The organism is Pseudomonas sp. WOUb67 (genome assembly GCF_050058005.1).
Lineage (GTDB): Bacteria > Pseudomonadota > Gammaproteobacteria > Pseudomonadales > Pseudomonadaceae > Aquipseudomonas > Aquipseudomonas putida_R.
Genome location: NZ_CP170112.1, coordinates 117,171 through 136,712, shown reverse-complemented (window position 1 = coordinate 136,712; position 19,542 = coordinate 117,171). Strand labels below are relative to the sequence as shown.

The 19,542-nt window shown below is 63.3% G+C and carries 17 protein-coding genes and 1 tRNA gene; 11 read left to right on the top strand and 7 right to left on the bottom strand.

Annotation, left to right across the window (positions count from 1 at the left end; genetic code table 11):
* Window positions 1–3: 3 nt before the first annotated feature.
* A complete protein-coding gene (locus ABOC32_RS00615) occupies window positions 4–555 on the top strand; it encodes a single-stranded DNA-binding protein (protein ID WP_426809833.1) in 552 nt (183 codons plus the stop codon).
* Window positions 556–625: 70 nt separating this feature from the next.
* Here the strand turns inward: ABOC32_RS00615 and ABOC32_RS00610 are convergent, their stop codons facing one another.
* On the bottom strand, window positions 626–1,102 hold the full coding sequence (locus ABOC32_RS00610) for a heme-binding protein (protein WP_265100713.1): 477 nt from the start codon (window positions 1,100–1,102) through the stop codon (window positions 626–628).
* A 256-nt stretch (window positions 1,103–1,358) separates the two neighbouring features.
* On the opposite strand from ABOC32_RS00610, the gene fdnG reads away from it, so the two are divergent.
* From fdnG to ABOC32_RS00575, 7 genes are all read left to right on the top strand, one after another.
* A complete protein-coding gene (fdnG, locus tag ABOC32_RS00605; protein WP_426809832.1) occupies window positions 1,359–4,427 on the top strand; it encodes a formate dehydrogenase-N subunit alpha in 3,069 nt (1,022 codons plus the stop codon).
* On the top strand, window positions 4,427–5,377 hold the full coding sequence (gene fdxH, locus ABOC32_RS00600; RefSeq protein WP_234229338.1) for a formate dehydrogenase subunit beta: 951 nt from the start codon (window positions 4,427–4,429) through the stop codon (window positions 5,375–5,377). Before fdnG ends, fdxH begins: the two co-directional genes overlap by 1 nt.
* Window positions 5,374–6,030 carry a formate dehydrogenase subunit gamma gene (locus ABOC32_RS00595; RefSeq protein WP_426809831.1) on the top strand — a complete coding sequence of 219 codons (657 nt, stop codon included), beginning with the start codon at window positions 5,374–5,376 and terminating at the stop codon, window positions 6,028–6,030. Before fdxH ends, ABOC32_RS00595 begins: the two co-directional genes overlap by 4 nt.
* 4 nt (window positions 6,031–6,034) lie before the next feature.
* A complete protein-coding gene (fdhE, locus tag ABOC32_RS00590) occupies window positions 6,035–6,955 on the top strand; it encodes a formate dehydrogenase accessory protein FdhE (protein ID WP_426809830.1) in 921 nt (306 codons plus the stop codon).
* 159 nt (window positions 6,956–7,114) lie between these two features.
* Window positions 7,115–8,542, top strand: coding sequence for an L-seryl-tRNA(Sec) selenium transferase (gene selA / locus ABOC32_RS00585; protein WP_426809829.1), 1,428 nt, complete (start codon window positions 7,115–7,117; stop codon window positions 8,540–8,542).
* Window positions 8,539–10,461, top strand: a complete 1,923-nt coding sequence (selB, locus tag ABOC32_RS00580; RefSeq protein ID WP_426809828.1) for a selenocysteine-specific translation elongation factor — start codon at window positions 8,539–8,541, stop codon at window positions 10,459–10,461. Before selA ends, selB begins: the two co-directional genes overlap by 4 nt.
* 6 nt (window positions 10,462–10,467) lie before the next feature.
* Window positions 10,468–10,563, top strand: a tRNA-Sec gene (locus ABOC32_RS00575).
* A 121-nt stretch (window positions 10,564–10,684) separates the two neighbouring features.
* Here ABOC32_RS00575 and ABOC32_RS00570 read toward each other — a convergent pair.
* Window positions 10,685–11,683, bottom strand: coding sequence for an asparaginase (locus ABOC32_RS00570; RefSeq protein WP_426809827.1), 999 nt, complete (start codon window positions 11,681–11,683; stop codon window positions 10,685–10,687).
* A gap of 63 nt (window positions 11,684–11,746) precedes the next feature.
* Window positions 11,747–13,189: an alanine/glycine:cation symporter family protein gene (locus ABOC32_RS00565; protein WP_086974846.1), complete on the bottom strand. Its 1,443-nt coding sequence runs from the start codon at window positions 13,187–13,189 to the stop codon at window positions 11,747–11,749.
* 178 nt (window positions 13,190–13,367) lie between these two features.
* On the opposite strand from ABOC32_RS00565, the gene ABOC32_RS00560 reads away from it, so the two are divergent.
* A complete protein-coding gene (locus tag ABOC32_RS00560) occupies window positions 13,368–14,177 on the top strand; it encodes a helix-turn-helix domain-containing protein (protein ID WP_043199392.1) in 810 nt (269 codons plus the stop codon).
* A gap of 11 nt (window positions 14,178–14,188) precedes the next feature.
* Here the strand turns inward: ABOC32_RS00560 and ABOC32_RS00555 are convergent, their stop codons facing one another.
* Genes ABOC32_RS00555 through ABOC32_RS00545 form a run of 3 tightly spaced genes read right to left on the bottom strand, consistent with a single transcriptional unit; the run spans window position 14,189 to window position 16,890 of the window.
* Window positions 14,189–15,034 carry an alpha/beta hydrolase gene (locus ABOC32_RS00555; RefSeq protein WP_426809826.1) on the bottom strand — a complete coding sequence of 282 codons (846 nt, stop codon included), beginning with the start codon at window positions 15,032–15,034 and terminating at the stop codon, window positions 14,189–14,191.
* Window positions 15,035–15,042: 8 nt separating this feature from the next.
* The gene (locus tag ABOC32_RS00550; RefSeq protein ID WP_426809825.1) at window positions 15,043–15,834 is read right to left on the bottom strand and encodes a TSUP family transporter; all 792 of its coding nucleotides are present in this window, start codon (window positions 15,832–15,834) and stop codon (window positions 15,043–15,045) included.
* A 15-nt stretch (window positions 15,835–15,849) separates the two neighbouring features.
* Window positions 15,850–16,890, bottom strand: coding sequence for a hypothetical protein (locus ABOC32_RS00545; protein ID WP_426809824.1), 1,041 nt, complete (start codon window positions 16,888–16,890; stop codon window positions 15,850–15,852).
* 265 nt (window positions 16,891–17,155) lie between these two features.
* Here ABOC32_RS00545 and ABOC32_RS00540 point away from each other — a divergent pair, with 265 nt between their 5' ends.
* Both ABOC32_RS00540 and ABOC32_RS00535 read left to right on the top strand, forming a co-directional pair.
* A complete protein-coding gene (locus ABOC32_RS00540) occupies window positions 17,156–18,040 on the top strand; it encodes a sugar nucleotide-binding protein (protein WP_391131071.1) in 885 nt (294 codons plus the stop codon).
* Complete coding sequence (locus tag ABOC32_RS00535; RefSeq protein ID WP_426809823.1) at window positions 18,033–18,965, top strand: NAD-dependent epimerase/dehydratase family protein; 933 nt, start codon at window positions 18,033–18,035, stop codon at window positions 18,963–18,965. The genes ABOC32_RS00540 and ABOC32_RS00535 overlap by 8 nt, the downstream gene beginning before the upstream one ends.
* A 117-nt stretch (window positions 18,966–19,082) precedes the next feature.
* Here ABOC32_RS00535 and ABOC32_RS00530 read toward each other — a convergent pair whose 3' ends face one another.
* A complete protein-coding gene (locus ABOC32_RS00530; RefSeq protein ID WP_426809822.1) occupies window positions 19,083–19,526 on the bottom strand; it encodes a winged helix-turn-helix transcriptional regulator in 444 nt (147 codons plus the stop codon).
* Between the last annotated feature and the right edge of the window lie 16 nt (window positions 19,527–19,542).

The window sequence follows — 19,542 nt, the reverse complement described above, 5'->3', positions numbered from 1 at the left end:
GTTATGGCCCGTGGGGTTAACAAAGTCATTCTGGTCGGCACCTGTGGCCAGGATCCCGAAGTCCGCTACCTGCCCAACGGTAACGCCGTGACCAACCTGAGCCTGGCCACCAGCGAGCAGTGGACCGACAAGCAGTCGGGCCAGAAGGTCGAGCGTACCGAGTGGCACCGTGTGTCGCTGTTCGGCAAGGTTGCCGAAATCGCCGGCGAGTACCTGCGCAAGGGTTCGCAGTGCTACATCGAAGGCAAGCTGCAGACCCGCGAGTGGGAAAAAGACGGCATCAAGCGCTACACCACTGAGATCATCGTCGACATCAACGGCACCATGCAGCTGCTCGGCGGCCGTCCTCAGGGCCAGCAGCAAGGCGGTGATCCGTACAACCAGGCTGGCGGCAACTACAACCAAGGTGGTGGCCAGCAGCAACAGTACAACCAGGCCCCGCCGCGTCAGCAGGCCCAGCGCCCGCAACAGGCACCTCAGCGCCCAGCGCCGCAGCAACCTGCGCCGCAGCCGGCCGCTGACTTCGACAGCTTCGATGACGATATTCCGTTCTGATTCGAGCGCTCAGGCGTCAAGCAAAACCAGAAACCCAGGGCCGTTGCCCTGGGTTTTTTTGTGCGCGATTTCAGGCATCGCCATCCAGCGCCGCCTGGGCAAACTGCGCATCCAGCTCTGGCGTAGCGCCGCTGATACCAATACCGCCGATATGCTCACCGTTCGCATCCCTGATCGGCAGGCCGCCACCCAGCAGCGTGAAGCCTGGCAGTGATGCGTAGGGGTTTGCCGGGAGCGAGGCACTTCGTTCTGCGAGTGAACTGGACGATAGCGGGAAGCGGGCGGAGGTCGAGGCCTTGAGCTGTGCGACTTTTATACTGCCGCTGCTGGTGCCGTCCATGCGATGGAAGTGTTTCAGGTTGCCGTGGTTGTCGACGATGCTGATGACGATGGCATGCCCCTGGGCGCGGGCTGCCCGTTCGGCGGCGGCGGCCATGCTGCGAGCGGCTTCGGCGGTGATAGGGGTGGGAGCGTCTGCTGCCAGTGAGCTTGCCGCGAAAAACACAGAGCACAAGAAAAGGCTGACACGGCTGTAGTTCGAATTCATGCGAGCTTTACCCCTGAGGACAGTTCGGACGGGCAACCTAGCAAGAGGTTGTCGCTCATGGATGTAGTCCATTTCCGAAACTGATGTCGGATGAGGGGGCGCTGCTGGCTCCGTCTCCGCTAACCCTGACCCAAGTCATCGCACCTTCCTGATTCTTGACTAGTCTTATCCATTGGCGGCCGTCAAAACCGCCACCGTGACTACCAAGAGGCGCCGGCCATGTTCCGTGCGTCCACCACCTGATCAGGAGTGCACGATGGACCTCAACCGTCGGCAATTCTTCAAGGTCGCCGCCGTCGGCCTTGGAGGCTCGAGCCTGGCGGCGTTGGGCATGGCCCCGACGCCGGCATTCGCCGAGCAGGTGCGTCACTTCAAGCTGGCGCATACCAAAGAAGCACGTAACACCTGCCCGTACTGCTCGGTCGGCTGCGGCCTGATCCTGTACAGCCAGGGTGATGCGGGCAAGAACGTCAAACAGAGCATCATCCATATCGAAGGCGACGCCGACCACCCGGTCAACCGCGGCACCCTGTGTCCGAAAGGCGCCGGCCTGCTCGACTTTATCCACAGCCCGAGCCGCTTGCAGTACCCCGAGGTACGCAAGCCGGGCAGCAAGGAGTGGGTGCGGGTCAGCTGGGACGAGGCGCTCGACCGCGTTGCCGACCTGATGAAGCAAGACCGCGACGCCAACTTCATCGAGAAGAACGCCCAGGGGCAAACCGTCAACCGCTGGCTCACCACCGGTTTTCTGGCTGCCTCCGCCGCTTCCAGCGAGGCTGGCTACCTGACCCACAAGGTGGTTCGCGCAACAGGCATGCTGGGGTTCGATAACCAGGCACGTGTCTGACACGGCCCGACGGTGGCAAGTCTTGCCCCGACGTACGGCCGTGGCGCCATGACCAACCACTGGTCCGATATCGCCAACGCGAATCTGGTCCTGGTGATGGGTGGCAACGCAGCAGAAGCGCACCCGTGCGGCTTCAAGTGGGTGACCGAAGCCAAGGCGCACAACAAGGCGCGGCTGATCGTGGTCGACCCGCGGTTTACCCGTACCGCTTCGGTGGCGGACTACTACGCACCGATCCGTACCGGTACCGATATCGCCTTCATGGGCGGGCTGATCAATTACCTGCTGAGCACCGACAAGATCCAGCACGAATACGTGCGCAACTACACCGACGTGTCGTTCATCGTCAAAGAGAGCTATGGCTTCGAGGACGGGCTGTTCAGCGGCTACGACGAGGCCAAGCGCGTGTATGCCGACAAGTCCGGCTGGGGTTACGAGCTGGGTGAGGACGGTTTTGCCAAGGTCGACCCGACCCTGCAGCACCCACGTTGCGTGTTCCAGCTGATGAAGCAGCATTACAGCCGCTACACGCCTGAGCTGGCGAGCATGATCTGTGGCATGCCACAGGACGCCATGATGAAGGTGTGGGAAGAGATCGCCACCTGCTCGGTACCGGGCAAGACCATGACGATTCTCTATGCACTGGGCTGGACGCAACACTCGATCGGTGCGCAGATCATCCGCAGCGCGGCCATGGTCCAGTTGCTGCTGGGCAACGTCGGCATGCCGGGTGGCGGGGTCAACGCCCTGCGCGGGCACTCGAACATCCAGGGCCTGACCGACCTCGGCCTGCTGTCCAATTCGCTGCCGGGTTACCTGACCCTGGCTGGCGATGCCGAGCAGGACTACGCCACCTACATCGACAAGCGCGCTTCCAAGCCGCTGCGCCCAGGGCAACTGTCGTACTGGCAGAACTACGGCAAGTTTCACGTCAGCCTGATGAAGGCCTGGTACGGCGCCAACGCCACGGCAGAAAACAACTGGGGCTACGACTGGCTACCCAAGCTCGACGTGCCGGCCTACGACGTACTGCGCATGTTCGAGATGATGGGCCAGGGCAAGGTCAACGGCTACCTGTGCCAGGGCTTCAACCCGATTGCCGCGCTGCCGGACAAGAACCGCGTTACTGCGGCACTGGCCAAGCTCAAGTGGCTGGTGATCATGGACCCGCTGGCCACCGAGACCTCGGAGTTCTGGCGCAACGCCGGGCCGTTCAACGACGTCGACACGGCCAATATCCAGACCGAAGTGATCCGCCTGCCCACCACCTGCTTTGCCGAGGAAGACGGCTCGCTGGTCAACAGCAGCCGCTGGCTGCAGTGGCACTGGAAGGGTGCCGACGGCCCGGGCGAGACCCGTACCGACGTGCAGATCATGAGCGAGCTGTTCCTGCGCCTGCGCCAACGCTATCAGGCCGAGGGCGGCGCTTACCCTGACGCGATGATGAACATCAGCTGGCCGTACAAGATTCCTGATGAGCCATCCCCGGAGGAACTGGCCAAGGAAATGAACGGCTGGGCCGTCACCGACCTTACCGACGCCACCGGCGCCACGCTCAAGGCCGGCCAGCAGCTGTCTGGCTTCGGGCAGATGAAGGACGATGGCAGCACAGCATCTGGCTGCTGGATCTTCGCCGGTTGCTGGACCGAACAGGGCAACCAGATGGCTCGCCGCGACAACAGCGACCCTTACGGAATGCATCAGGTGCAGAACTGGGCCTGGGCCTGGCCGGCCAACCGCCGCATCCTCTACAACCGTGCCTCCAGCGACCCGCAAGGCAAACCGTGGGACCCGGAGAAAAAGCGCCTGGTGTGGTGGAACGGCAAGGCCTGGACCGGCACCGACGTGCCGGACTTCAAGGTCGATTCGCCACCGGAAGCGGGAATGAACCCGTTCATCATGAACCCCGAAGGCGTGGCGCGCTTCTTCGCCATCGACAAGATGGCCGAAGGCCCGTTCCCCGAGCATTACGAGCCATTCGAAACGCCGATCGGCATCAACCCGCTGCACCCGCAGAACAAGAAGGTGGTCAGCAACCCGGCCGGGCGCATCTTCGACTCGGTGTGGGAAACCCTCGGCACCCACGACGAGTTCCCCTATGCGGCGACCACCTACCGGCTGACCGAGCACTTCCACTTCTGGAGCAAGCATTGCCGGCTCAACGCCATTGCCCAGCCCGAGCAGTTCGTCGAGATCGGCGAGGTGCTGGCCAATGAAAAAGGCATCAAGGCCGGCGACCGGGTGCGGGTGTCGAGCAAGCGCGGGCATATCGATGCGGTGGCGGTGGTGACCAAGCGGATTCGCCCGCTGCAGGTCAACAACCAGACCGTGCACCAGATCGGCATCCCGTTGCACTGGGGCTTCACCGGCGCAACGCGGCATGGCTACCTGACCAACACGCTGGTGCCATTCCTGGGTGACGGCAACACGCAGACGCCAGAGTCCAAGTCGTTCCTCGTCAAAGTGGAGAAACTCTGATGGCCAGCCAAGACATCATCGCCCGCTCGGCCACCACTACCGTACCGCCTTCGGTACGCCAGCAGCAGGAAGTCGCCAAGCTGATCGACACCACCAAGTGCATCGGCTGCAAGGCCTGCCAGGTGGCGTGCTCGGAGTGGAACGAACTGCGTGACGAGGTCGGCCACAACCACGGCACCTACGACAACCCCCAGGACCTCACGGCCGAGACCTGGACCCTGATGCGCTTCACCGAGCACGAGCGCGACGACGGCAACCTGGAGTGGCTGATCCGCAAGGATGGCTGCATGCACTGCGCCGACCCCGGTTGCCTGAAGGCCTGCCCGAGCCCGGGGGCGATCATCAAGCACGCCAACGGCATCGTCGACTTCAACCAGGACCACTGCATCGGTTGCGGTTACTGCATCACCGGCTGCCCGTTCAACATCCCGCGTATCTCGCAGAAGGACCACAAGGCCTACAAGTGCACCCTGTGTTCCGACCGCGTGACCGTGGGCCTGGAGCCGGCCTGCGTGAAAACCTGCCCCACCGGGGCAATCGTGTTCGGCAGCAAGGACGAGATGAAGGTGCATGCCGCCGAGCGCATTGTCGACCTGAAGTCGCGCGGCTACGACAAGGCCGGGCTGTACGACCCGGATGGCGTCGGTGGTACCCACGTGATGTACGTGCTGCACCATGCCGACACGCCCAGGCTGTACGCCGGCCTGCCGGACCAGCCGGTGATCAGCCCGCTGGTGGGGCTGTGGAAGGGCTTCACCAAACCGCTGGCGCTGCTGGCCATGGGCGCGGCGGTGCTGGCCGGGTTCTTCCACTATGTGCGGGTTGGCCCGCAGCGGGTAGAGGAGGACGAGCACCCCACGCCGCCCGATGACAGCGTGCATCAGGTAGACCCGGCGGTGCATGTCTACGATCCGAAGCAGCCCGGTGGGCAAGGGGAGCAGCGGCCATGAACGACAACAAACCCATCCTGCGCTACAACGCCAACGAGCGGACCAACCACTGGATCGTCGCCATCCTGTTCTTCATGGCCGGGCTTTCCGGGCTGGCGCTGTTTCACCCGGCGCTGTTCTGGCTAAGCCACCTGTTCGGCGGCGGGCCGTGGACGCGCATCCTGCACCCGTTCATGGGCGTGGCGATGTTCGTGTTTTTCCTCGGCCTGGTGTTCCGTTTCTGGCGTGCCAACTTCATCACCGCCAACGACCGCCTGTGGTTGCGTCGCATTGATAGGGTGATGGTCAACCGCGAAGATGGCGTGCCGCCCATCGGCAAATACAACGCCGGGCAGAAGCTGCTGTTCTGGACGCTTCTGTTTTGCATGCTGGTGTTGTTGATCAGCGGCGTGGTGATCTGGCGGGCCTATTTCAGTCATTTCTTCGACATAGGCTCAATTCGCCTGGCATCGCTTGCCCACGCACTGGCGGGCTTCGTGCTGATCCTCAGCATCATCGTGCACATCTACGCCGGCATCTGGATCAAAGGCTCGATCGGCGCCATGCTGCATGGCTGGGTCAGCCGTGCCTGGGCACGCAAGCACCATGCGTTGTGGTACCGCGAAGTGACCGGCGACAAGACGCCGGGCAATCACGGACGAAAGGAAGGATGAACGCTTGAGCACGATACTTGAACCCGGGCAGATAGAAGCGTCGGCGGTGATGCCGCCGTTTCTGCATCTGCCGCCCAAGGACCTTTTCGCCCTGCGTGCCGAGCGGTTGGAGCAGTTGGCCGAAGGCAACGCCCTGGGCGATTACTTGCGGTTTATCGCGTGGCTGTGCCGCTTGCAGCAGCATCTTGTGGATAACCCACCGGGTGGTTTGCCGGTGGCCGAAGAGCGTCAGCGCCTGTGTATAAGTCATGGTTTGCCGCCCCTGGCGGCCGATAGCCTGGTGCGCGAAGGGCCGTGGCTGGTCTGGATGCAGGCGTTGATCGATCATTTTGATGAAGAGGCCAGCGGCCCGCTCGCTGCGGCGTTGCATGCCCTGCGTGCCAGTGATGACAGCCAGCGAAAGGCGTGGGGTATCGCATTGCTTGCAGGGCAGTTCGACGCCGTGCCTGCGGCGTTGGTGCCGTTCCTCGGTGCCGCGCTACAGGCTGCCTGGTTCAGCTGGCTGCTGGCGCTGCCGTCACCCGAACTCAAGCCTTCCGGCAGTCTGGCCCAGTGCCCGGCCTGCGGCTCGCCGGCAATGGCCGGGGTGGTGCGCAACCGTGGCAAGCACAACGGTTTGCGGTACCTGGCTTGCTCCTTGTGTGCCTGTGAATGGCATGTGGTGCGGGTCAAGTGCGTGTACTGCGAGTCGAGCAAGGACTTGCGCTATACCAGCCTTGAAGATGACCGCCATGCGCCGGGCAAGGCGCCGCTGCGTGCGGAGTGCTGCCCCGGGTGCAATACGTACCTGAAGCAGAATTATCTGGAAAACGACGCTGCGGCCGAGCCGCTGGCCGACGACCTGGCCAGCCTGGCGCTGGATATGCGCCTGGACGAGGAGGGCTTCCATCGCCTGGCACCCAACCTGATGCTCGCGCCTGGGTAGAGGGTGAGTGTCTACACTGAAACACCGAGTCGCCTTCTTCGCGGGTAAACCCGCTCCCACAGGTACTGCGCAAGCTTCAAATGCTGCGCGGCCCCTGTGGGAGCGGGTTCACCCGCGAAGAGGCCAGCACAGACACCGGATTAGCCAAGGTAGTACCGCATGTCTTCAAACCTCGCCAGCGACACCCCACGCCTGCCTTCCATCGACACCCTCCTGCGCCACCCGGCCTGCCTCCCGTTGGTCGACCGCCACGGCCGCGACGCGGTCCTGGCCACCCTGCGCCAGCTGCTCGACGACCTGCGCGCCCCCGCCCGCAACGGTGAGCTCACCCCCGCCGAACTGGCCCCAGAAATCCTCCTGGGCCGCACCGGCGAACGCCTGGCCGCTCAGCAGCGCAGCCAGGTCCGCCGCGTGTTCAACCTCACCGGCACCGTGTTGCACACCAACCTCGGCCGCGCCCTGTTGCCCGAAGAAGCCATCGAGGCCATGCAGACCGCCGCCCGCTATCCCCTCAACCTGGAATTCGACCTGGCCACCGGCAAACGGGGCGATCGTGATGACCTGATTGAAGGCCTGATCCGCGAGCTGACCGGCGCCGAAGCCGTCACCGTGGTCAACAACAATGCCGCCGCCGTGCTGCTGGCGCTCAACAGCCTGGGCGCGCGCAAGGAGGGCATCATTTCTCGTGGCGAGCTGATCGAGATCGGCGGCGCCTTCCGCATCCCCGACATCATGGCCCGTGCCGGCGTGAAGCTGCATGAGATCGGCACCACCAACCGCACCCACGCCCGCGACTACGAGGCTGCCATCGGCCCGCGCACCGGCTTGCTGATGCGCGTGCATTGCAGCAATTACAGCATCCAGGGCTTCACCACCCAGGTGCCCACGGCCGAACTGGCGCGCATCGCCCACCAACATGAGCTGCCGCTGCTCGAAGACCTGGGTAGCGGCAGCCTGCTGGACCTTACCCGCTGGGGTCTACCCGCCGAACCGACGGTGCGCCAGGCGCTGGCCGACGGCGCGGATATCGTCACCTTCAGTGGCGACAAACTGCTGGGCGGGCCGCAAGCCGGGATCATCGTTGGCCGCAAGGAGCTGATCGCCAGGATCAAGAAGAACCCGCTCAAGCGCGCGCTGCGCGTCGACAAGATCACCCTCGCCGCACTCGAAGCGGTGCTGGCGCTGTACCGCAACCCCGACCGCCTGGCCGAACGCCTGCCCAGCCTGCGCCTGCTGACCCGCAGCCAGGCCGAGATCCAGGCCCAGGCCGAGCGCCTGGCCCCTGGGCTGAAGGCCCACCTCGGTGAACAATGGTCGGTCAGCGTGCAGCCCGCGCTTGGCATGATCGGCAGTGGCAGCCAGCCGGTGGCGCGTCTGCCCAGTGCAGCCCTGTGCCTGCGCCCGCAGGTGTCGAAGAAGTTGCGCGGGCGCAGCCTGCATGTGCTGGAACGGGCACTGCGTGACCTGCCGGTGCCGGTGCTTGGCCGTATCGATGACGACGCCCTGTGGCTGGACCTGCGCCAACTGGATGACGAAGCCCAGTGGCTGGCGCAGTTGCCCGCCCTGCAACTGGGGCCGGTGCAGTGATCGTCGGTACCGCCGGCCATATCGATCATGGCAAGACCGCACTGCTGCAGGCGCTGACCGGGCAGGCCGGCGACCAGCGCCAGGAGGAGCGTGCCCGCGGCATGACCATCGACCTGGGGTATCGCTACGCGGCGCTGGCCGAAGGTGCACCGCTGACCGGCTTCATCGATGTGCCGGGCCACGAGCGTTTTATCCACAACATGCTGGCCGGTGCCCACGGTATCGACCTGGTGTTGCTGGTGGTGGCTGCCGACGACGGGGTCATGCCACAGACCCGCGAGCACCTGGCGATCATCGAGCTGCTGGGCATTCCTCAAGCGTTGGTGGCAATCAGCAAGTGTGACCGGGTCGAGCCGGCGCGCCTGGCTGAAGTGCGGGCGCAGGTCAGCGAATTGCTGGCGCCCGGGCCGTATGCCGGGGCCCAGCAGTTTCCGTTGTCGAGCATCAGCGGTGAAGGCATAGGCGCGCTGCGTCAGGCTTTGCTGGAGGCTGAAGCAGCGGTGCGCAAGCGAAGCGATGGCGGCGGTTTTCGCCTGGCTGTCGACCGCGCTTTCGCGGTTACCGGTGCCGGCGTGGTGGTGACGGGCACGGCGCTGGCCGGGCGGGTCAGTGCCGGCGACACCTTGTTGCTGGGCAAGGCCGGCAAACCGGTGCGGGTGCGTGGCCTGCACGCGCAGAACCAGGCCGCGCTGGTGGCCGAGGCGGGCCAGCGGGTGGCGCTGAATATCACGGCCGAACGCCTGGCGATGGAGCAGGTGCATCGGGGGGACTGGCTGGTGCCCGAGTGGCTGCACGCGCCCAGCGTGCGGGTGGATATCGAGTTGAACCTGCTACCGGGCGAGCCCCGCACGTTTGAGCATTTCAGCGCTGTGCACGTGCACCTCGGCACCCAGGACGTAACGGCCCGGGTGGCCTTGCTCGAAGGCGAGTCCCTGGCGGCGGGCCAGCGCATGTTCGCCCAGTTGCTGCTCAATGCGCCGTTGCAGGCCGTGCACGGCGACCGCCTGGTGCTGCGTGACCAGCGTGCCCAGCGCACTTTGGGGGGCGGCAAGGTACTCGACCCGTTCGCGCCCAGCCGACAGCGCCGCAGCGATGAGCGCCTGCGCCAGTTGCAGGTGCTGCGGAATGCCGAGGACCTGGAGCAGGCGCTGCCGGCACTGCTCGCCAGCGCGCCCGGTGGCCTTGACCCCCAGCGGCTTGAGCGGCAGTTCAATCGCCCGCGCGCGACCTGGCAGTTGCCAGAAGGGGTATTGGTGGTGGCCACGCGGCAGGGCCAGCTACTGTTCGCCAACGTCCAGTGGCAGGCGCTGAAGCAACAGGTGCTGGAGCACTTGGCGCGGTTCCATGAGCAAGAGCCTGACCAACTGGGCCCGGACCGTGACCGCCTGCGCCGCTTTGCGGCCTTGGCGCTGGAGCGGCCGGCATTCGTCAGCCTGCTGGATGAATTGCTCGATGACGGCGCCATCGCCAGCAGCGGGCCCTGGTTGCACTTGCCCGATCACAAGGTGCAGTTGAGCGAAGCCGACAGTGCGCTGTGGGCGCGCTTGCAGCCGAAGTTGCTGGAGGGGCAGTACGATCCGCCCTGGGTCAGGACGCTGGCACGTGAGGAGAACTGCGCCGAAGCCGAAGTGCGCCTGCTGCTGCGCAAGCTGGCCCGGCTTGGAGTGGTGCATCAGGTGGTGCGTGACCTGTTCTACCCAGAGGCGACGCTACAGCGCATGGCAGAGCTGTTGCTGGGGCAGGCCAGCGAAATGCCGATAGTGCAGGTGGCCGCGTTTCGCGATATGTTGGGCATCGGTCGCAAGCGCAGTGTGCAGATTCTGGAATATTTCGACCGCATCGGCCTGACCCGGAGGGTGGCCGACCAGCGTCACATCCGCGCCGACAGCGCCCTGGCCCAGCAACAGGCCAGGCACTGAGCTCAAGGAAGGCAATCGCGCCCGGTGGCGCGGCCGGGCTTCAAACCCGGTTGGGGACGGCAGCCGTTCCCGGGCAGGTTCGACTCCCGCTGCCTTCCGCCATTCATGTGTACTGGGGCTGCTCCGCAGCCCATCGCGACACAAGGCCGCTCCTACAGGTACAGCGCAGTCCTGTGTAGGAGCGGCCTTGTGTCGCGATGGGGCGCGAAGCGGCCCCCGTCAATCAGGCCCGCTCACCACACAGATCCAGGGCAAACCACTGTTCTGCCGCGTCAGCATTCAACCCAGCCCCCAGCAGCGCAACCATCTTGCCCAGCGCCGCCTCACGGGTCATGCCGCCACCACTGACCAGCCCGGCCCCACGCAGGCGGTTGCCCGCCGCATAGGTATCGAACACTACCGAACCCTCAGGGCACTGGCTGATAGCCGCCAGCATCACGCCCCGCTGGCGCGCTGCGCTCAGCACATTCAGCAGCGCCTGGTCATCCGACGGCCCGGTACCGCTGCCGTAGCACTCCAGCAGCACACCCTGCACGCCACTGTCGATCAATGCCTGCAAGTGCCCGGCCTGCAGCCCCGGGAACACCGGCACGACCGCCAGGTTGACCGGCTGGCGCGGGTGCTTGTAACCAAGTTCGGCAGGGAGCGTATCGGCCCGTTCGCCGTCACGATGACGCGGCAGCGCAGCAAAGGCATCGAACGCTTCGCTGCGCAGCTTCGACACCCGGCAGCCATGCAGCAGCTGGCCGTGGAAGTACAGCTGCACGCCATCCTCCAGCCCTTGTTCGAACTGGCGCAGCGCGCCGCACAGGTTGCCCCAGGCATCGCTGTCTGCGGCACCTGCCGGCAGCATCGAGCCGGTCAGCAGCACCGGTACGGGCAGGCCCAGCAGCAAAAACGACAACGCCGCGGCGCTGTAAGCCATGCTGTCGGTGCCATGCAGCACCAGCACGCCATCATGGCCTGCCACATCCACTGCTTCGACGATGGCATCGCGCATCGCCAGCCAGTTGTGCTGCTGCATGTTGGCGCTGTCGAGCAGCGGGTTCAGCTCCTGCAGGGTCCATTGCAGCTGGGGCGCATTGGCCATGTGGGCGAAGTGTTCGCGCATCCGCGCTTCGAAGCCACCGGCCGGCGCCAGGCCTTCCGGGGTTTCGAGCATGCCGATGGTGCCACCGGTATAGAGAACGAGAAGATTCTTTACTGCACGCATGGAAAACATCCGTAGCGGTGAGCGGAGAAAGAAAAGCCGCCCGCGGAAGGGGCGGCTGGGCAGGGGAGGATATCAGCGCTGCGGCTGAGCCTGGCCGGCTGCTTTGTCAGCGGCTGTTTCCACCTGAGGATTGGCAGGCCAGGCATTGCGGTCCAGGTCCAGGTCGGCGAACTTGGTCGAGTCGAACACAGGCTGGCCGATACCGGCTTTGCGCTGGTCGTCGTAGTCGCGCATCACGCGCAGGCCGACCTTGAACAGCAGGGCCAGGGCCACCAGGTTGACGAAGGCCAGGCAGGTCATGGTGATGTCGGCGAAGGCGAACACGGTCGACAGGTCTTGCATCGAGCCCCACACCACCAGTGCCAGCACCAGGCCACGGAACGCCATCAGCACCACGCGGTTGCGGGTGAGGAACTGCAGGCTGTTCTCGCCCAGGTAGTAGTTGTAGAGGATGCAGGTGAACACGAACAGCGACAGTGCCACGCTGACGAACACACGGCCCCAGTCACCGACCACGGCAGCCAGCGAGTTCTGGGTCAGGACAATGCCGTCACCTTCGAAGCCCGGGGTGTAGAAGCCCGACAGCAGGATCAGCAGCGCGGTGCAGGTGCAGATCACGAAGGTATCGAGGAACACACTGAAGGCCTGGACCACGCCCTGGGCGCCCGGGTGTTTCACGGCAGCCACGGCGGCGACGTTCGGCGCACTGCCCAAACCCGCTTCGTTGGCGAACACACCACGCTTCACGCCCATGACGATCGCGCTGCCGAGCAGGCCGCCAAACGCCGGGTCGAGGCCGAAGGCGCTCTTGAAGATGGTTTCCAGCATGGCTGGCACGTGTTCGATCTGGGTGCCGATCACGTACAGGGTCACGCCGATGTAGGCCAGGGTCTTGATCGGTACCAGCAGGTCCGACACCGCAGCGATGCGCTTGATGCCGCCGATGAAGGTGATGGCCAGCAGCACGGCCAGAACGATACCGGTCTGGCTTGGCGCGAAGTTGAAGGCGTTCTGCAGCGAGTGGGTCACGGTGTAAGACTGCAGGCCAATGAAGGCGAAGCCGTAGGTGACCAGCAGCAGGATCGAGAACACGATGGCCATGCCTTTACGCTTCAGGCCGTGCTGGATGTAGTAGGCCGGGCCGCCACGGTACAGGCCGTCGCCGTCGGCGCGCTTGTAGACCTGGGCCAGGGTGCATTCGAAGAAGCTGCTGGACATGCCCACCAGTGCGGTGACCCACATCCAGAACACGGCGCCCGGGCCACCCAGGGTCACGGCGATACCGACACCGGCAATGTTACCGGCGCCAACGCGGCCGGCCAGGCTCAGCATCAGGGCCTGGAAGGAGCTCAGCTGGCCTGCCTGGCCACGCAGCGATTCCTTGAACACCGTGAACATGTGGCCGAAATGGCGGAACTGAACGAAACGCGAACGGATAGTGAAGTAGCTACCCAGCCCTACGATCAGCACGATGAGGAGTTTCCCCGAAAGGAAATCGTTGAGTACTTCGAGCATTGGAAAATGACCTCGATTCTTATTCTTCGTGTGGAATGACCAGCGGACGGCAGGCGCACCGCTATTCGTTGGGGCGAATGGTTGGCCATGACAAGAGTCGTTACAATTTCGCGGGTTGCTCTGACTTGATGCGACTTGATGCTACAATGGCGTCATTCGCGTCACCTGGATTCCGCACATGAGCGATCATTTCGCCACCAACCTCAAACTGGCCTGCAGCCACTACCGCTCTATCTCGGAAGTTTGCCGGCAGCTCTCGATCAACCGCGCGCAGTTCAACAAGTACCTGAGCGGGCAGAGCCGTCCGACGGCGTTCAACCTGAAGCGCATTGGCGATTTCTTCGGGGTCGAGGATTACGAGCTGAACCTGCCGGCCGAGCAGTTCGCCCGGCTGATTGGCGCCCGGGTGTCGACCTTGGCCGAGCAGCCCAGCGACCCGATCAGCGAACTGTTTCGCCCGCTGCACGACCATGCTGGCAACCTGTCGCGCTATTGCGGTTATTACTTCGAGTATTCCAACTGCATGTCGGTGCCGGGCACGATCCTGGTGTCGCTGGTGCACCTGTGGGAAGAGCGCGGCCGCTTCCTGTTCGAGCGCCAGGAGCGCCAGGAGCGTTCCAGTGCCAACGACCAGCATGCCGAGGTACGTTGCCGCTACCTGGGCGCGGCGTTCCAGCTGCAGGACCGGGTGTTCCTCATCGACTACGAGTCGCTCACCTTCAACGAAATGAGCCAGACCATCCTCATCCCCAGCTTCAAAAGCCGCATCACCCGCCTGAACGGCCTCAAGGCCGGGGTTTCCAGCGGCGACCGACGCAACCCGGCCTGCACCCGGGTGGTGTGGGAGTACCTGGGTGAGGAGATCAATCGCATCAATGCTTATCGGCAGGTGAAACTGTACCGGCCGGATGATCCGCGTATAGATGATGATGTACGGGAGCGTTTGAGCGTGGGGCCGTTACGTAACAGTCTGTTCGAGATCGAGTAATCCTCAAACTGTCAGGCGTCTTCGAGGATGAAAGCCTCCACGGCGCGGGCAACCTGATCCGCAATCGCTGGCGTACTGCGTAAGTGCGCGGCGATGCCATGGTCGCAGTCGGTGAGAAACAGGCATTGCAAACGTGCTGCTGGAACTGACTGCATCAGGGCCTGGGTAACTTCTTCAGGAATCGGGCTGTAGCGCTCGCCACCGGCAAGCCACAGGCTACCTGCACTGGTGCCCGGGCCTTTGCCGAATCGTTGTGAGTTGAGCCCGTCATACTCGCCAATCACCATCAGCACTCTGCCTTGGAACTGCTTGAGGAAGGCGTAGCTGTCGCTGTCCAGAAAGCCGTAGGGTTTGCTGATGGCTGCGGTGAATGCCGGGCCAAACGGCGCCCGGTGGGCATCATCTGGATAAACTGCCGGGCAGATCAACACGATGCTGTCCACTTGCGGCAAGCGTGCTGCAAGTTTCAGCGTGATTGCTGCGCCCAGGCTGTGGCCGATCAGTGTTCGGCATCGAGGTGCGATATGCGTATGAAACCGCTGTGCCTCTTCGAGGTTGGTCGCCAGTGACGGTGCCACTGCACCTGGCTCGCTGGCGAGGCTGTGACCAGAAAGATTGCCAGTGAGCGACCCGATGCCGGCGGCTTGCAAGCGATAGAGCAGTGGGTTGAGCCGGGTAAAGTCCGAGCGCGCGCCACCCAGCACGAATGCCGGCGCTGCGCGTTCGGTATCAGGTACCAGCAACCGGGCCTGTTGCTGGTAGCTTCCGAACTGTTCGTCGATGAACAGTTCCTTGCCCGGGGCGGGTTCGTCAAATTGCCATTTCAGACGCTGAGAAGATCCCGTTTGCAAGTGCATGGCGCCCTCTAGAAAAACTGATCAAGCCATTCGCCGAGTGGATTGCCCGTGTCGAGCAGTAGTTTGAATGCCATGATGATGCAGACACTGACCAGCAGTGGCTTTATGAGGCGAGAGCCGAAACGAACTGCGCAGCGGGCACCTAATTGTGCGCCCAGAAAGGCGGCAATCGCCATTGCCAGCGCCAGCGGCCAGATGATCGCTCCGCTGAGTAAAAAGACTGACAGCGCGCCCAGGTTGCAGGCTGCGTTCAAAAGCTTGCTGGTACACACGGCTTGTATCAGCTGTTGGCCTAATAGAACTACGCAGGCCAGCATGAAGAACGAGCCGACGCCAGGGCCGAAGATGCCATCATAAAACCCAATGATTGGCGCAACCGTTACGCAGAACAGGCTAGTCGATAACTTCGCCTTGCGCGCTTGCTCATTCGGTTTTGGACTAAAGGCAAAGTAAATGGCTATCAGGATCAGCAAAGGTGGGACGCATGCCTGCAAAAGGCTTTTGGGCACGTAGGTTATAGACAAGGCCCCCAGAGCCCCTCCGATAAACGACATGACCGCCATTGGGCTGCCTCGCCTCCAGTCGATCATGCCTTTTCGGGCGAAAGCGCATGTAGCCGAGACGGTAGCCGAAGCGGCTTGGAATTTATTGGTGGCAATGGCTGCCAAGGGCTCTATACCGGCGATAAAAAGCACTGGGAGCGTGATCAAGCCTCCGCCTCCGGCGATAGCATCGAAAAAGCCGGCCATGAGTGCGACCAGCGCGAGTATCAGAACAAGCGTCAAATCGAATTCGATCATCGTTTTTCTCAGTGATTAACCACGAACCAGAAGCGGGTCTTCAACGAGAACCAGCGGCTCCGCGAAGGGGGAGTATCCGAACTGACGGATGAGCAGGCGCCGGTTGTCCTGAACCCTGTCGCGACCGTGCAAGGCTCGGCTGTTGTTGATCAACAATGCGCTATCGGGCTGGAGGACGAACGCCAGCGGTTGTGCGTTATCGAGCTTTTTTTGAAAGGTAGTGAAAGCACGCGCGGCGGCGCTGCAAGCACGGTCACTCAGGCGGAAGCGGTAGCTGTTGTAACGAATTGAGAAACCACCATTGGGCTCGAACTGAAGTATTGAAACTTCTTTGCCCGCATTGCCCTTGCCTTTAGCGAAACAGTCACTGCGCGTGAAGTCGAAAGACCTTGAAGTCAGCGCAAGTGTATCCAGGCTGCTCAAGCATTCGATGATTTCCCGGAGCGGGAAGACATGCGTAGGCTCATTGGCGGGATTCCAGCGCGCAGTGAGGATTAGCGCGGAGGGGGCCGGGGAGTGACCGTTGCTGGAGATTGTTGAGCAGTTGTACGGGGCTTCAGTGTGCGGTCCCAAGTACAAGCCGGCATGTGAGCTGGTTTCCACTGCCAGGCAGGGTGCTTCGTTGTAGCGTGGGATACGGCCACCACCCTTGAAGTTACCAACCAGGCGGACCTGTTTGCCTTCATTGTCGATATCAAAAGCGAAACTGCGATGACGCGCGAGTTCCAGCAGCAGTTGATTTCGTGAAGCGAGGTATAGGCAGCGGGGGCTTTGCGCCAGGTCGTTGATATCGGGTAGGTGTTCAGGTATCGGCTCGTCGGCACAACGCATTTGCCTGAACATCAAGGTTGACACGTTGCCTTCGTTGAAGCGCTGCAGCAGCGAACGTTGTTTTTCACCCAAGCCTTTTTCGAGCTGATCGGCGAAGGCGCGAGCTTGAAATGCTGCCCCTTTGGCTTCCGGTCCGCCCAAGTCCGCAATGGTCTGACTTGCAAGGGCTATGGACCGACTTTGTTCCGGGCAAAAATCCAGGTAAGCGGCTTCGGGATGAGACATTGAACGTTCCTTGTACTTATTGTGAGGAAGCTCCCCGGCTGGCAAGCAAGAGAGTCAACTATTCAATGCATTTACGCCTCTGTGGGGGAAGTCAGCTCTTTCCTGGTGTGTCGTAGGACTTTTCTCTGCGGGTTGTGTTGTGCAGTGAAACTCCAGATCCACGACTCCCCCTGAAGCCTTGACGAGGCTCGACGTTGGACTTCCCCGCCCGGAAACCGCAAAATGGCCCCTTTCCTTCATCAACCTCTCCGGATCTGCTGACTCTATGCGTATGCGCCTAATGCTGTTGGGTGGTGGCAATGCCCTCGGGCAAGCGCTGATTCGTCTTGGGGCCGAGGAGGACATTGCTTTCCTGGCACCGCGCCCGCCCGAGAACGGCTGGACGCCGGCCAACCTCACTCAGTTGCTCGACGATCACCGCCCCGACGCCCTGGTCAACCTGGCCTATTACTTCGACTGGTTCCAGGCCGAGTCGGTCAGCGAGCAACGTCTGGCTCAGCAGGAGCGGGCAGTGGAGCGGCTGGCGGAGCTGTGCCAGCACCACCAGATCACCCTGGTGCAGCCATCCAGCTACCGGGTATTCGATGGTTCGCGGGCCACTGCCTACAGCGAAAAGGACGAGCCCGTGCCGCTGGGCCTGCGGGGCCAGGCCTTGTGGCGCATCGAACAGAGTGTGCGCGCAGCCTGCCCGCAGCATGTGCTGCTGCGCTTCGGCTGGTTGCTCGACGAGAGCATCGACGGGTCGCTGGGCCGCTTCCTGACCCGTGCCGAGCAACCGCAGGAGCTGCTGCTGGCCGATGACCGGCGTGGCAACCCGACACCGGTCGACGATGCCGCCCGGGTGATCCTGTCGGTGCTCAAGCAACTCGATTGCAGTGCGCCGCTGTGGGGCACTTACCATTACGCCGGTAACGAGGCGACCACGCCGCTGGCGCTGGGCCAGGCGATCCTTACCGAAGCAGGGCAGTACCGCCAGCTGGCTGTGCAGGCGCCGACGCCGCAGGCCCATGCCGCGCGGCCGGATGCCAGCGAAGAGCCGCAGCATGCGGTACTGGCCTGCAAGAAAATCCTTCATACCTTCGGTATCAAGCCGCGCGCCTGGCGCGCTGGCCTGCCGCCTCTACTGGACCGGTTCTACCGCCATGGCTGACGCCCCCATCCTGATCACCGGCGGTGCCGGCTTCATTGGCTCCCACCTGTGCGATGCGTTGTTGGACAAAGGCTACGCCGTACGCATTCTCGACGACTTCTCCACCGGCCGGCGCAGCAACCTGCAGGTTGACCACCCACGGCTGGAGCTGATCGAAGGCGATGTCGCCGACGCCGGGCTGGTCACGCAGGTTGCGGCAGGCTGCAGTGCCGTGGTGCACCTTGCAGCGGTGGCCTCGGTGCAGGCCTCGGTCGAAGACCCGGTGCGCACCCACCAGAGCAACTTCATCGGCACCCTCAACGTGTGCGAAGCCATGCGCGTGCATGGTCTGCGCCGGGTGCTGTTTGCCTCAAGTGCGGCCGTGTACGGCAACAATGGCGAAGGTGAGTCGATTGCCGAAGACACACCCAAGGCGCCACTGACGCCCTATGCCGTGGACAAGCTGGCCAGTGAGCAGTACCTGGACTTCTACCGTCGTCAGCATGGCCTGGAGCCGGTGGTGTTCCGCTTCTTCAATATCTTCGGGCCACGCCAGGACCCGTCCTCGCCGTATTCCGGGGTCATCAGCATCTTCTGCGAGCGGGCAGTGCAGGGCTTGCCGATCACCATTTTCGGCGATGGCGAGCAGACCCGCGACTTCCTTTATGTGGGCGACCTGGTCCAGGTGATGGTGCAGGCGCTGGAGCAGCCGCAGGTCGAGGAGGGGGCGGTGAACATCGGCCTGAACCAGGCCACCTCGTTGAACCAGTTGCTGGTGGCGCTGGAGAAGGTGGTGGGCAGTTTGCCGGCGATCAGCCATGTGGCGGCGCGTTCGGGTGATATCCGCCATTCGCGGGCGGACAACCAGCGGTTGCTGGCGCGGTTCGAGTTTCCGCAGGCGACGCCGATGGTAGAGGGCCTAGCCAGGCTTCTCGGTAAAGGCTGAGTCCCTGGGGGCGCTTTGCGCCCCTTTCGCGACGCAAGGCCGCTCCCACAGAGGCCTCTTACGCTATCCCTGTGGGAGCGGCCTTGTGTCGCGATGGGCTGCGCAGCAACCCCAAAATCACCCATGCCGCACAACTCTGCGCAGGCAATCCTCGCCCCCGAGGACCCGCCCATCCAAAGCCCGCACCTGCAAAGTCTCAAGCGCCTGCCCCGTAGCACCCTCCACCAACTCCGAACGCGCCTCACCCACCTCAAACAGATGCCGCTCCCCCCACTGCCTCAAGCCAACCACCACCGGAAACACCGACCGCCCTTTCTCGGTCAGCACATATTCCTTGTAGGCACTGCCATCCGAAGCCGGCTGTGTCATCAGCAACCCGCTTTCCACCAGCAGCTTGAGCCGTGAGGCGAGGATGTTCTTCGCCAGCCCCAGGTTCTTCTGAAATTCACTGAAGCGCCGCAGGCCGTCGAAGGCGTCGCGCAGGATCATCAGCGCCCAGCGATCACCCAATACCTCCAGGGCTCGGGCCACGGGGCATTGCGCATTGTTTTCATCGAGCATGGGGTAGGCCTGTTTC